The sequence below is a fragment of the Pandoraea aquatica genome, from assembly GCF_902459565.1.
GTDB classification, from domain to species: Bacteria; Pseudomonadota; Gammaproteobacteria; order Burkholderiales; family Burkholderiaceae; genus Pandoraea; species Pandoraea aquatica.
The window spans coordinates 343,344-356,813 of the sequence record NZ_CABPSN010000002.1 but is presented as its reverse complement, the minus strand read 5'-3'; the positions used below and the strand labels follow the sequence as shown (position 1 = coordinate 356,813).

Here is a 13,470-nt window from a genome sequence, read left to right as displayed (position 1 = left end):
TCAGATGTCCCGACCGGATTACCGCTGGGCGACCGAAAACCCGTGTTCGCGAAGGAGTTGGAGCACCCCGTGCGGGCCGCCCAGATGCAACGTGCCGACCGCGACGAACACCGGCTTGCCCGGATCCGCGAGGAACAGCATCCGCGCCAAAAAACGACGGTTGCGTGAGTAGAGAATGCGCTCGTCGATGGCATCCGCCAACGTCGCATTGCGTCGCACTTGCAGCGCTTTACTCTGCGACCAGTCGAACACCAACTCGGCATCACCCGCGCGCCACAGACGGTGCAATTCCTCCACCTGCGCCGTCGCCTTCTTCGGCGTGAGCACCAGCTCCTGCGCCAGCAACTCGTTCTGCTGAGCCGCCGTCAGACCGGTGAACGCGTCCATCTGCTCGGCCAGCGACTCGAGACCGACGATGCGGCCGCGATAGATGTTCTCCAACTGGTTTTCCGTGCCGTACTCGGTTTGCAGGTCGGCGCCCATCGAATCCAGTGTCTCGACGAGTAGCGCCGCCAGCCACGGACGCATGTGGCGAATCTCGGCGAGCATCGCCGGATTACCCTTGAGACGGTCGCGCAACTGGCGCCAGAGCGGCGCAGGGATCAGCCTCGGCAGGCAGGCGCGCGAGCACATGCCGTATTTCTGGACGTCGTCCTGCGACATCGTCAGATCGTCGGGTGACAGCTCGAACGCCACCACCTTCGACACGCGCAGCGCATCGACCACCACTTTGCGGAACGGATAGTCGTCGGGTTTGCCCACGTGCAACGTGCCCATCACGTAGATGGTCATGTCACCCTTGCGCGCTTCATAGAACGGGAGATTGGCGCCCGGCGGCGGTTCGCCGGGCTCGGGGACCACCAACGGGAACGTTCGCGGTGCCACCGCGCGCGGAACGGCGGTCGTCGCCGCATCCAGCGTGACGGCCAGCGTCATCAGCAAGCAACCCAACAGCCAGCCGGTCAATGCAACGCCCCGGCGCACATGCGTCGCGCGTGGTGGTCCACCCAATCTCGTTATCCCTCTATCTCTTCGACCCGATGGCACGCCACCCGACGTCCTTCGATCTCTCGCAATTGCGGCACTTCCTGACGGCATCGGTCGACGGCATACGGACAGCGCGGCGCAAACGCACACCCCGGCGGTGGGCGCAGCGGCGACGGCAACTCGCCGATCAGCGGAATCTTCACACGCCGCTCCGACGCCTTGATTGCCGGCGTCGCCGACATCAATGCCTTCGTGTACGGATGCAGCGGCTTGCCGAACACGGCGGCCTTGGGACCGTGTTCGACCGCGCGGCCGAGGTACATCACCATGACGTCGTCGGCCACATGCTCGACCACCGCGAGATTATGCGACACGAATACGTAACTCGTCGCGTATCGGTCCTGCAAATCCATGAAAAGATTCAGGATCTGTGCCTGAATTGAGACATCCAGGGCCGAAACCGGCTCGTCGGCAACCACAATGGCCGGCGACAGGATCATCGCCCGGGCAATCGCCACCCGCTGGCGCTGACCGCCCGAGAACATGTGCGGATAACGCGCCACATGCTCCGGACGCAGGCCGACGGTGCGCATCATCGCAGCGATCTTCTCGCCCCGCTCGGCGCGGCTGAGCGACGTGTTGATCGCCAGCGGCTCGTCGAGCGCCTGTCCCACCGTCTTGCGCGGGTTGAGCGACGCGTACGGGTTCTGGAACACCATCTGGATGCGCGTGCGCAGCGGTGCCAGCTCGCCCGCCGATGCCGTCGTGGTCTCCGTCGCATCGACGAAGAGTCTGCCGGACGTGGGCGTCTCGATCAACGTCAGCACCCGCGCCAGCGTCGATTTGCCGCACCCGGACTCGCCGACCACAGCCAGCGTGCGCCCCGCTTTCAGTTCGAACGACACGCCGTTAAGCGCCTTGACGCTCGCCTGCCCCCTCAGCAACCCGCGGTTGACCGTGTAAAAACGCGTCAGATCCTGCGCGGCCAGCACCACGCGGTCATCTGGCGCACCTGCCTGCGGACTGGCCGGAGGCGTCGCAAATACCGTTTCGCTCATTGCGCCCCTCCCGTCGACTGTCCCATCGCCACTTCACCCGTGCCATGCGGCAACGGCTTGAAACACCGCACCATCGGCGAACCTACCGCCCCCGGCCCGACATAGGGCGTCAGCGCAGGCTGCACTTCGCGGCAGTGGTCGTCGGCGTAGGGACAACGCGGCGACAACAGACAGCCCGCCGGGCGGTCCTCGCGCCCCGGCACCACGCCCGGCAGCGTGTGCAATCGGCGCACACCCCGGTTGTGCTCCGGAATCGCCGAGAGCAGCGCCTCCGTGTAAGGGTGATGCGGCGCGTCGAACAGCGCCGGCACCTGCTGGACTTCGATGACCTGCCCGGCATACATGACGGCCACCTTGTGCGCGACTTCCGCCACGACCGCGAGATCGTGGGAAATCAGCACGAGCGACATGCCATAGTCCTTCTGCAGTTGCAGCAGCAAGGCCATGATCTGGGCCTGAATGGTGACGTCCAGTGCGGTCGTCGGCTCGTCGGCGATCAGCAGTTTAGGACGGCACGCAATCGCCATGGCGATCATGACGCGCTGGTTCATCCCGCCCGACAACTGGTGCGGATAGGCACCGAGCCGGTTGGCGGCGTCGGGAATCTCGACCTGCTCCAGCAGCTCGACGATCCGCTCACGCAGCGCCCGCCCGCGCAATCCCATGTGACGGCGCAGCACCTCGCCGATCTGATAGCCGATGGTGAAGCTCGGGTTCAGACTGGTGAGCGCGTCCTGAAAGATCATCGAGACGTCACGCCCGACGATATTGCGACGCTCGCGTTTGGACGCGTGGAGCAAGTCGCGTCCGTCGAATCGGACTTCATCGGCGGTGACGTGACCGGGCGCGTCGATAAGGCCCATGAGCGCGAGCATCGTCACACTCTTGCCGGAGCCGGATTCGCCGACCACGCCAAGGATCTCGCCCTGGCCGACGTCGAGGTCGATGGCGTCGACAGCACGTGCGCCGTCGAAGTCGACCGATAGATTTCGAATGGAGAGCAGGCTCATGCGATGCGTTTCAGTTTGGGGTCGAGGGCATCGCGCAGGCCGTCGCCGACCAGGTTGATGGCAAGGACCGAGATGACGATCGCGAGTCCCGGCAGCGTCACAATCCACCAGGCACTTTCCATATAGTCGCGTGCGGACGCGAGCATCGAGCCCCACTCCGCGAGCGGGGGCTGCACGCCAAGGCCGAGAAAGCCGAGCGCCGCCGCGTCGAGAATGGCCACCGAGAAGCTCAGCGTCGCCTGCACGATGAGCGGTGCCGCGCAGTTCGGCAGCACCGTCGAGAACATCAGGCGCAGCGTGCCCGCCCCGGCCATGCGCGAAGCAACGACGTATTCACGCTGCAACTCGCCGATGGCCGCCGCGCGCGTCAGACGCACGTACGCCGGCAACGTTACGATCGCAATGGCGATGGTCGTATTGGCCAGACCCGGGCCGATGACGGCCACCACAGCCACCGCCAGCAGCAGCGACGGCAGCGCCATCATCATGTCCATCAGACGCATGATCGGCGTGTCGAGCCAGCGCGGGAAAAACGCCGCCAGCAGCCCGAGCAGAATGCCGGGAATCAGCGAAAGCACTACCGACGACAGACCGATCCAGAACGACAGGCGCGCGCCGTGAATCAGACGCGAAAGAATGTCGCGTCCGGCCTCGTCAGTGCCGAGCAGAAAGCGCGTGTTGCCACCCTCGAACCATGCCGGCGGAATCTTCACGAAGTCGCGGTATTGCTCGATGGGACTGTGCGGGGCGATGAACGGCGCAAACAGCGCAGCCGCGAACATCAGCAACAGGATGATGGCCGCGACGGTTGCGCCACGGTTAGCGGTAAAGCTGCGCAGGAACTCCCGGATCAGGCGCGCGCGCGGCGTGGCCGTGACGGCGGCGGGAGGCGGCAGCGTAGCAGGCGTGTCACTCATTGTTGACCTCCTCAGTGCCGGATGCGCGGGTTGACGACGCCGTAGAGCACGTCGACCAGCAGGTTGACCAGAATCACGCCCGTCGCGATGAGCAGAATGCCGCCCTGCACTACCGGATAGTCGCGTCGGAGAATCGCATCGATCAGCCACTTACCGATGCCGGGCCACGAGAAGACGTTCTCGGTCAGCACCGCACCCGCGAGCAGCGTGCCGACTTGCAGCCCGATCACCGTGATGACGGGAATCAGCGCATTGCGCAGCGCATGCACGACGATCACGCGCCACGGCGACAACCCCTTCGCGCGCGCCGTGCGAATGTAGTCTTCACGCAGCACTTCGAGCATCGCGGAGCGCGTCATGCGAGCGATCACCGCGAGCGGCACGGTGCCGAGCACGATGGTGGGCAGAATCAGGTGGCTGACCGCCGAGCCGAACGCGCCCTCGTCTCCCGAGAGCAAGGTGTCGATGAGCATGAAGCCGGTCACGCTCGGTACGTCGTATTCCACGCCGATGCGCCCCGATACGGGGGTCCATTGCAGATCTACGGAGAACAGCATGATGAGCAGCAGCCCCCACCAGAAGATCGGCATGGAGTAGCCGGTGAGCGCAGCCCCCATGGTGGTGTGGTCGAGCATCTTCCCGCGCCGCAGCGAAGCGGCAACGCCTGCCGGCAAACCGACGGCGAGCGCGAAGATCATCGCGCAGAGGGCCAGTTCCAGCGTGGCCGGGAAGCGGGCGAAGAACTCGTGCAGCACGCCTTCGTTGGTGACGATGGAGCGACCGAGGTCACCCTGTGCGGCGTGCTTCAGATAGACGAAATACTGCGTGGTGAGCGGCTGGTCGAGTCCGAGCCGCTTCATCGCTTCGGCGTGCATGACGGGATCGAGATTGCGCTCGCCCACCAGCACTTCGATCGGATCGCCAGGAATGAGGTGAATGAGCGCGAACGCGAGGACGGTGATGCCGATGAACGTCGGGATCACCATGCCTAGTCGTCTCAGGACGAATCTCAGCATAGGAATGTTCCGTGGGGGCGTCGCGCGCCGCCGGTCCCCGGCGCAGGGACAAGTGGCGCATTGCCGCGTTAGTCAATCTTGTCAGTCGTGGACGATCTTCTGTCCGGGTGCTGCAAACTGGCCCGGGCGCGGCGGCCGGGCCAGTTCGCTTTCTTCTTGTCGTTAAAACGTCATCCGGCTTAGTCGAGTGACACGCCGGCAAAGCTGTTACGGCTGAACGGGCTGAGCTTGAAGCCCTTCACGTTCGTGGCCATCGGCTTGTACTGCGTCGAGTGCGCGATGGGCGAGAACGGCAGTTGCTGCGCGAAGATGTCCTGCGCCTGCGTGTAGAGCTTGGTGCGCTCCTTGACGTCGGTCGTCTGACGCGCCTGCTTGATGAGATCGTCGAACGGCTTGTAGCACCACTTCGAGAAATTGTTGCCGTTCATCGAGTCGCAGCCGAGCAGCACGCCGAGCCAGTTGTCCGGATCGCCGTTGTCGCCGGTCCAGCCAATGAGCATGGCATCGTGTTCGCCAGCCTTGGCACGCTTGATGTACTCACCCCATTCGTACGTCACGATGTTCGCCTTCACGCCAATCTTGGCCCAGTCGGCCTGAATCATCTCGGCCATCAGCTTGCCGTTCGGGTTGTACGGACGCTGCACCGGCATGGCCCACAGCGTGATCTCGATACCCTTCACGCCCGCCTTGTCGAGCAGGGTCTTGGCCTTCTCGGGATCGTAGCTGGCCGACTTGATGTTCTTGTCGTAGGACCATTGCGTCGGCGGCATCGGTGCACCGTTCGACAACTGGCCGGCCGAGCCGTACACGGACTGGAGGATCGCCTTCTTGTTGATCGCCATGTCGAGCGCCTGACGCACTTCCACGCGATCGAGCGGTGCCTTCTTGACGTTGTACGCCACGTAGCCGAGGTTGAAGCCCACCTGATCCGGCATCTTGATCTTCGATGCCTTGCCCTGCGCCTGGATGTCGGCCTTGAGCGCATCGACGTCTGCCGGACGCGGATACGTCACGACCTGGCATTCGTTGCGCTTGAGCTTCTGGATACGCACGTTGGCGTCCGTCGTGATGGCGAACACCAGCTTGCCCACCTTCGGCGGCAGGTTCGTGTTCCAGTACTCCTTGTTGCCGTCCAGACGCAGCGTGGCGTCCTTCGTGTAGCTGCGGAAGATGAACGGGCCGGTGCCGACCGGCTTGAGCGCGATGTCGCGCGGGTTGTTCGCGGCCATCAGCTTGTCTGCGTATTCCTTCGAGAGGATCGACGCGAACGACATGGCCAGGTTCTGGATGAACGGGGCGTCGACCTTCTTGAGCACGAAGCGCACGGTGTACGGATCGACGACCTCAATGCGTTCGATGTCCGCCTGCAAGCCCATGTCCACGTAGTACGGGAATTCCGCCGGGTAGGCCTTGCGGAACGGCATCTCACGGTCGCCCATGCGGTCGAACGTGAACTTCACGTCTTCGGCGTTGAAGTCGCGCGTGGGCTTGAAGTAGTCGGTGGTATGGAACTTCACACCCTTGCGCAGGTGGAAGGTGTAGATCTTGTTGTCCGGCGAGATGTCCCACTTCTCGGCCAGCGACGGCATCGTGCCCGTCTCGCCCGGTACGAAGGCAACGAGGCGGTTGTAGATCGCGTCGGCGGGATCGAAGTCGGTGCCGGTGGTCAGTTGTCCCGGATCGAAACCGGCGGGGCTGCCCTCGGAGCAGTAGACGAGAGTCTTGTTCGGGAGCTCGACGGCTGCCGCGGGCGGGATCACTGCCGCTCCGGCGAGCACGGTTGCAGCCAACAGCAAACGCAGGGTGTGAGTCTGTTTCATAGGCTCCTCGTATTTTGAGTTGACGCCCGGCGACGATCAGCCGCCGAGCCCACGAGGGATATTACTTAACCTTCACCTACGGAACAACACGCCAAATCCCTACTAAATTGCCCATTTGTGGCGTTTTTGATTAGGAAATCGCCCAATATTGATTTGGATTGACTTCCTGAGCGCTCATCAGGCAGCAAACATTGCGCGCCCCGCCCGGCCGCGCCTCACAGGCCGAGGCGCTGCCACATGGCTTTGGTCGCTGCCGCCGCGTTGAGCGTATAGAAGTGCAGGCCCGGCGCGCCCTCCTTGAGCAGTCGCTCGCACAGGGCCGACACGACATCGAGACCGAAGGCGCGGATCGCTTCGCGGTCGTCGCCAAAGCCTTCCAACCGCTTGGCAATCCAGCGCGGCACTTCCGCACCGCACATTTCCGAGAACCGCATCATCTGCGAGTAGTTCGTGATCGGCATGATGCCCGGCACGATCGGCACGTCCACGCCGAGGCGAGCGACGTCGTCGACAAAGCGGAAGTAGGCGTCCGCATTGAAGAAGTACTGGGTGATGGCTGCGTTCGCGCCTGCCTTCACCTTGTTGGCGAAGTGTTCCAGATCGTGACGCGGCGACTTCGCCTGCGGATGGTATTCGGGGTAAGCCGCGACTTCGATGTGGAACCAGTCGCCCGTCTCGGCACGAATGAACTCGACCAGCTCGGACGCGTAGCGAAACTCGCCGATCTCGCCCATGCCCGACGGCAGGTCACCGCGCAGCGCCACGATGTGACGGATGCCGTTATTGCGGTACGTCGTGAGAATGTCGCGGATGTTGTCGCGGGTCGAGCCGACGCACGACAAGTGCGGTGCGGCGTCCACGCCTTCGCGCTGGATCTCGATGACGGTGTCGAGCGTGCCCTGCTGGGTCGAGCCGCCCGCGCCGAACGTCACCGAAACGAACTTCGGGCCGAGCGGAAACAGTTGCTCACGCGTCGCGCGCAGCTTCTCGGCGCCGTCGGCGGTCTTGGGCGGGAAGAATTCGAAACTGAAGGAAGGTTGCGTCATGATCGTCTTGTTATCGTGGGTGCCGTTCATGCCGCACGCCTGGCGTGCACGAAGAACTCCCGGTTGCCGTCGCCGCCGGCGATGGGACTGTCGAGCCATGCGGCCACCGTCAGTCCGAGCGCGTCACAGGCGGTGCGGATTTTTGTCTCCACTTGCGCGTACTGCGCGGTGTCTTTCACGAGGCCACCGCGTGCGATGTGCTCCCGTCCCACTTCGAATTGCGGCTTCACCAGCATCAGCAGGTCGCCCCCCGGCGCGAGCAGCGGGGTCACGGCGGGCAGCACCAGCGTGAGCGAGATGAACGACACATCGCCCACGATCAGATCGAAGCCTGCCTCGGGTACGGCGTTCAGTCCGCCGTCCATTGCCGCTTCCGCCAAACGCTCATCGAGCATTTCGCGCGACAGATGCCGCGCATTGATCCCTTCGAGCGACGCGAGCCGTGGCTCGCCCATCAAACGCGGATGCAGTTGTCCGTGCCCCACGTCGACGCCGACGATCTGCGCCGCGCCCGCCTGCAACAGGCAGTCCGCGAAGCCACCGGTCGACAGGCCGACGTCGAGCACCACGCGGCCCGTCATGTCGAGTCCCGTCGTGGCGAGTGCACCGGCCAGCTTGAGGCCGCCGCGCGACACGTAACGGTCCTCGTCCGGCAATCCGTCCGCTGCCGCACGCACTTCCAGTTCCTCGTCGCTCGCCACTGGCTGACTGGCTTTCTTGAGCGCCGTCTCGGTGCCGGCGTAATACACGCGTCCGGCATCGATCAGACGTTGAGCAACGGTGCGCGACGCCGCCAGCCCTCGGGAGACGAGGGCCTGATCGGCACGAAGAGCTTGCGACATGACTACGGATTTCCTGCAAAGAACCGTCGACGGATGGCCGTCGACACTTACACGTTGGAGACGCGATCGCCGAACACCAGCGCCGAGAGAATCCACGAAATCAGGCTGTACAGCAGCGAGCCGAAGAGCGCCGCCCAGAAGCCGGAGACTTCGAAGCCCTTGACCACATGTGAGGCCAGCCAGAACAACAGTGCGTTGATGACGAAGATGAACAGGCCCAGCGTCACCACCGTGACCGGCAGCGTGAGCACGACGAGCAGCGGGCGCAGGAACGCGTTGATCAGGCCGAGCACGACCGCAACGATCAGCGCCGTGCCGATGCCCTTGAGCTGAACGCCCGACACGATGTACGGCAAAACGAGAAGCGCGATGGCATTGATGAGCCAAATCAGCAGCAGACGCATGGCAAGCTCCGTAAAACTTGCCGGTGCACGGCAGTCATGCCAGCACCGGCGGTGGAAAATTCAGGAACAGCAAAAGCGGGTAATGCAGAGGTATCCGGGGCAAGCGCAACGGCAACTGACGCCGTCGCACCGCCCTTCCATCCATACCACTCAATACTACTCAGACCACGCGCCGCTCTGCGCCGGTGCCTCGCACTCCTCCGTGCGGGACATCGGCGACCAAGCGGCGCGGCACATCAATAACGGTAGTGCGAAGGCTTGAACGGACCGTTCTTGTCGACGCTGATGTACTTCGCCTGATCGTCGCTCAGCACGGTCAGCTCGGCACCGATGCGGCCCAGGTGCAGACGTGCGACCTTCTCGTCCAGATGCTTCGGCAGCACGTACACGCTGTTCTTGTACTTGGCACCGTGCACGAACAGTTCGATCTGGGCGAGCGTCTGGTTCGTGAACGAGTTGCTCATCACGAACGACGGGTGACCCGTGGCGCAACCGAGGTTCACGAGGCGGCCTTCGGCCAGCAGAATGATGCGCTTGCCGTCCGGGAAGATGATGTGATCGACTTGCGGCTTGATGTTTTCCCACTCGTACTTGCGGGTCGACGCCACGTTGATTTCCGAGTCGAAGTGACCGATGTTGCAGACGATGGCCTGATGCTTCATCGCGGCCATGTGGTCGTGATCGATCACGTGGAAGTTGCCCGTTGCCGTCACGAAGATGTCGGCCTTGTCGGCCGCGTATTCCATCGTCACGACGCGGTAGCCTTCCATGGCGGCTTGCAGTGCGCAGATCGGGTCGATTTCCGTGACCCACACCGTCGCGCCCAGACCGCGCAGGCTTTGTGCGCAGCCCTTGCCCACGTCACCGTAACCGGCCACGAGCGCGATCTTGCCCGCGATCATCACGTCGGTAGCACGCTTGATACCATCGACCAGCGACTCACGGCAGCCGTACAGGTTGTCGAACTTCGACTTGGTCACCGAATCGTTCACGTTGATGGCCGGGAACGGCAGCGTGCCGTCCTTTTCCATCTGGTACAGACGGTGCACGCCGGTGGTGGTCTCTTCGGTCACGCCCTTGATCTGCGACAGGCGCTTGCTGTACCACTGCGGATCGATTTCGATGTGACGCTTGATGGCGGCGTACAACGCGACTTCTTCTTCGTTGGTCGGGTTAGCCACGACCGACAGATCCTTCTCGGCCTTGCTGCCCAGAATCAGCAGCAGGGTGGCGTCGCCGCCGTCGTCGAGAATCATGTTGGCGAACTCGCCGTTCGGCCATTCGAAGATGCGGTGGCTGTATTCCCAGTACTCGTCGAGCGACTCGCCCTTGAACGCGAACACCGGAATGCCGGCAGCCGCGATGGCGGCGGCGGCGTGATCCTGCGTCGAGAAGATGTTGCACGAAGCCCAGCGGACTTCGGCGCCCAGCGCGGTCAGCGTCTCGATGAGCACGCCCGTCTGGATGGTCATGTGCAGCGAGCCGGCAATGCGCGCGCCCTTGAGCGGCTGGCTGGCCTTGAATTCGGCGCGCGTGGCGACCAGACCGGGCATTTCGCTCTCGGCAATGGTCAGCTCTTTACGGCCCCATGCCGCCAGATTGATATCGGCAACGTGGAAATCGGAGAATTTCGAATCGACTACGGCGTTCATCACGCCTCCTTTCTCTAAAGTCTAGATAGTTGGGACGTGAGCGCCGTTCTCGGGGCCCACGCGCCAACGATCCGGGGGGTAATCCGGCGGCCGGCGGGGCCAATAGGAAGGATCTTGAGCCTGGCAGCACTTCGGCTGTCGCAACGCTCCTCAAGACCCCGGCATTGTAGCAAAACTGATGCGCGAAGTTACGGCAGGAGCGACGTCCGAAGGGTTATTTTTGTCAGACGGGAAGATGGGCGATCAGCGGCGCGGCGAGCACCATGAGCACACCGTTGATCATCATGACGAGGCTGGCGACGACGCCTTCTTCGCCACCGATCTGGCGCGCCTTGGCCGTACCGAAGCCGTGAGCGCCTGCGCCGAACGGCGCACCGCGCGCCATACGCGTACGCAGCGGCAGCCACGACAGCAGCGCCTCGCCCAGCAACATGCCGATCAGCCCGGTGATGATGACGAAGAGGCCGACCAGATCGCGCGAACCACCGACCTGATCCGACACGACGAGCGCGAACGGCGTCGAAATCGAACGGGCCAGCAGGCTGCGCGCCATCTCCGGCGGCAATTCGAACAGCCGCGCGAGGACATACGAACTACCGACGGCCACGACCATGGCGACCAGCACGCCGAACGTCAGCGCAAAGGCATGGCGGCGAATGATGTCGCGATGCTCGTAAATCGGCACCGCAAAGGCGATGGTCGTCGGTCCCAGCAGCCATACGAGCCAGCGGGAATCGGCAATGTACGTCGTATACGAAATATCGCCGCCGATCATCACGCCGATGACGAGGATCGGCGCGAGAATCGCCGGACCGAGCCATACCTTGCCGAAGCGCGCATAAAGGCGCTTCGACACGTAATAGAAGAAGACAGTGAGAACGAGCAGCAGGAGCGCCGTATGATTCATGACAATTCCCGGCGAATGCGATCAGCGTGAGTGGCGGCGCGGATGACGTTGGATGCGAAGTCCATCGGCAACATCAGCGTGCATCGTGCGCACGGCGGGCCGGAATCCGGGCGAAGGCCACTTTCAGACGGCGCTCGGCGCGGCAGGCGAAGTCGACGGCCAGCGCGGTCGAGACCATCACGAGCGTGGTGCCGACACCGATCACGGCCAGCAGTTGCAAACCTTCCTCACGCAGCAGATCGGTGTATTGCATGACGGCGGCGACCAGCGGCACGAAGAAGAGGATCATCTCGGCCAGAAACCAGTCTGCGCCGCGCTTGATCTTCTCCGTCTTCAGCACGCCGCTCATAAGCAGCGCCACAACGACAAGCAGGCCCAGCACACCGCCCGGCAGGGGCAGATGAAAATGACGCGATGCAGCATCGGCCGCCAGATAGATACCCGTCAGGAGCGCGATTTGCCAGAGCACACCGACGACGCCCTTGCTACGGCGATACAGACGGCTGGCGATCATCTTGGTCATGGCTGACTCCCTAAGGGTTTTCCTGGATATTGGAAGCAGTATAGGAAGCGGCGCAACATAAATATAATGAATTAGTCGTATCAGAACGATTCCAAATTGGAATAATTTAAGTATTAACCCTAATAGTGCATAAGGAAGCCATACAGGACGGGGCTTTCCGCCGAATTGCACCATTAGGGTGCAACCGAGAGAACCAAAATGGAACTGCGTGCGTTGCGAGGATTTGTGGAGGTTGTGCGACAGCAGAGCTTCACGGCGGCGGCCGAAGCGTTGTTCGTCACCCAGCCGACGGTGAGCAAAATGGTCAAAGCGCTGGAGGACGAACTGGGCACACCGCTCATGTTGCGCGAGGAGCGCGGCATGGGGCGTCGGCTTCAACTGACCGATGCGGGACGCGTCGTCTTCGAGCGCGGTCAGGACGTACTCGCCGCGCACGCACGTCTGCAACAGGAGCTGGCGGATCTGGAGACGGTGTCGCGCGGCGAGCTGTCGATCGGCATCCCGCCGTTGGGGGGCGACCTCTTCATCCCGGTGATCGGTGCGTTCCATCAGCACTACCCGGATATCGAGATGAAGCTGTTCGAGACCGGCTCGCGGGCCATCGAGCAGGCGTTGCTGGCGGGCGAGATCGAGCTGGGCGCGGTGCTTCTGCCCATCGATCCGACGGTGCTGGACGTACTACCCGTCTGTCATTACCAGTTGCGTCTGATCGCGCCCCGGGAGTCTCGCTGGGAAGGCCGTGCTTCTGTCGGTCTCGGTGAATTGCGCGACGAGCCCTTCGTCTTCTACGGCGAAGGGTTTGCCTTATCGGAACTGGTGATTGCCGCGTGTCAGCGCGCGGGGTTCACGCCGAAGATTGCGGGCCGCTCAAGTCAGTGGGACTTCATCGCATCGATGGTGGATAACGGCGTAGGGATTGCGCTGCTGCCGGAGCCGTTCTGCGCGCGGCTGGACCCGAAGCGTTTCGTGATAACGGATGTGCGCGATCCGGAGATTCCGTGGGATCTGGCGATGGCGTGGCGACGCGACTCGTATCTGTCGCATGCGGCACGACGCTGGCTCGCGTTGGCGCGCGACATCCTCGGGCCAGGTGGCGACGGCGAAGCGAAGGCCGCTATCGCGGGCGGCGCGCGACGCAAGTAACCGGGGTTTAGCGGACAGCCGGACGCACGGCCCATCCGGCACGCACGTGTGGCTGTCGTCCGCCGGGATTCGGCGATTGCGGTATCCTTGCCGCTGACAAATTTCCCCCTTTTGCCGTTGTATCGCGTCCATGGGATGCGAGAGC

The 13,470-nt window shown here is 63.3% G+C and carries 13 protein-coding genes and 1 riboswitch; of the genes, 1 reads left to right on the top strand and 12 read right to left on the bottom strand.

Annotated elements, in window-relative coordinates; all coding sequences use genetic code 11:
• Positions 1 to 18 precede the first annotated feature (18 nt).
• The 12 genes from PAQ31011_RS07060 to PAQ31011_RS07005 all read right to left on the bottom strand — a co-directional run bounded on the left by PAQ31011_RS07060 (position 19) and on the right by PAQ31011_RS07005 (position 12,182).
• Positions 19 to 1,098 carry a TraB/GumN family protein gene (locus tag PAQ31011_RS07060; protein ID WP_425495091.1) on the bottom strand — a complete coding sequence of 360 codons (1,080 nt, stop codon included), beginning with the start codon at positions 1,096 to 1,098 and terminating at the stop codon, positions 19 to 21.
• The gene (locus PAQ31011_RS07055) at positions 1,017 to 2,045 is read right to left on the bottom strand and encodes a peptide ABC transporter ATP-binding protein (protein WP_174990002.1); all 1,029 of its coding nucleotides are present in this window, start codon (positions 2,043 to 2,045) and stop codon (positions 1,017 to 1,019) included. The genes PAQ31011_RS07060 and PAQ31011_RS07055 overlap by 82 nt, the downstream gene beginning before the upstream one ends.
• Positions 2,042 to 3,055 carry an ABC transporter ATP-binding protein gene (locus tag PAQ31011_RS07050; RefSeq protein ID WP_150575156.1) on the bottom strand — a complete coding sequence of 338 codons (1,014 nt, stop codon included), beginning with the start codon at positions 3,053 to 3,055 and terminating at the stop codon, positions 2,042 to 2,044. Before PAQ31011_RS07050 ends, PAQ31011_RS07055 begins: the two co-directional genes overlap by 4 nt.
• Positions 3,052 to 3,972 (bottom strand): ABC transporter permease subunit, encoded by a 921-nt coding sequence (locus PAQ31011_RS07045; protein ID WP_150575155.1) that lies wholly within the window; start codon positions 3,970 to 3,972, stop codon positions 3,052 to 3,054. The genes PAQ31011_RS07050 and PAQ31011_RS07045 overlap by 4 nt, the downstream gene beginning before the upstream one ends.
• 11 nt (positions 3,973 to 3,983) lie before the next feature.
• Entirely contained in the window at positions 3,984 to 4,988 is a 1,005-nt protein-coding gene (locus PAQ31011_RS07040; RefSeq protein WP_150575154.1) for an ABC transporter permease subunit, read from the bottom strand.
• A gap of 179 nt (positions 4,989 to 5,167) precedes the next feature.
• A complete protein-coding gene (locus PAQ31011_RS07035) occupies positions 5,168 to 6,808 on the bottom strand; it encodes an ABC transporter substrate-binding protein (RefSeq protein WP_150575153.1) in 1,641 nt (546 codons plus the stop codon).
• A gap of 215 nt (positions 6,809 to 7,023) precedes the next feature.
• A complete protein-coding gene (metF, locus tag PAQ31011_RS07030) occupies positions 7,024 to 7,854 on the bottom strand; it encodes a methylenetetrahydrofolate reductase [NAD(P)H] (RefSeq protein WP_150575788.1) in 831 nt (276 codons plus the stop codon).
• A 26-nt stretch (positions 7,855 to 7,880) separates the two neighbouring features.
• Positions 7,881 to 8,696: a TlyA family RNA methyltransferase gene (locus PAQ31011_RS07025; protein WP_150575152.1), complete on the bottom strand. Its 816-nt coding sequence runs from the start codon at positions 8,694 to 8,696 to the stop codon at positions 7,881 to 7,883.
• Positions 8,697 to 8,743: 47 nt separating this feature from the next.
• The gene (locus PAQ31011_RS07020) at positions 8,744 to 9,100 is read right to left on the bottom strand and encodes a phage holin family protein (RefSeq protein WP_039394882.1); all 357 of its coding nucleotides are present in this window, start codon (positions 9,098 to 9,100) and stop codon (positions 8,744 to 8,746) included.
• Between the two features lie 236 nt (positions 9,101 to 9,336).
• On the bottom strand, positions 9,337 to 10,752 hold the full coding sequence (ahcY, locus tag PAQ31011_RS07015) for an adenosylhomocysteinase (protein WP_150575151.1): 1,416 nt from the start codon (positions 10,750 to 10,752) through the stop codon (positions 9,337 to 9,339).
• Between the two features lie 31 nt (positions 10,753 to 10,783).
• Positions 10,784 to 10,910: riboswitch (S-adenosyl-L-homocysteine riboswitch) on the bottom strand.
• A gap of 65 nt (positions 10,911 to 10,975) precedes the next feature.
• The gene (locus PAQ31011_RS07010) at positions 10,976 to 11,659 is read right to left on the bottom strand and encodes an LrgB family protein (protein ID WP_052252431.1); all 684 of its coding nucleotides are present in this window, start codon (positions 11,657 to 11,659) and stop codon (positions 10,976 to 10,978) included.
• A gap of 73 nt (positions 11,660 to 11,732) precedes the next feature.
• Positions 11,733 to 12,182: a CidA/LrgA family protein gene (locus PAQ31011_RS07005; RefSeq protein ID WP_150575150.1), complete on the bottom strand. Its 450-nt coding sequence runs from the start codon at positions 12,180 to 12,182 to the stop codon at positions 11,733 to 11,735.
• A gap of 198 nt (positions 12,183 to 12,380) precedes the next feature.
• On the opposite strand from PAQ31011_RS07005, the gene PAQ31011_RS07000 reads away from it, so the two are divergent.
• On the top strand, positions 12,381 to 13,325 hold the full coding sequence (locus tag PAQ31011_RS07000; protein WP_150575149.1) for a LysR family transcriptional regulator: 945 nt from the start codon (positions 12,381 to 12,383) through the stop codon (positions 13,323 to 13,325).
• The last annotated feature ends 145 nt before the right edge of the window (positions 13,326 to 13,470 follow it).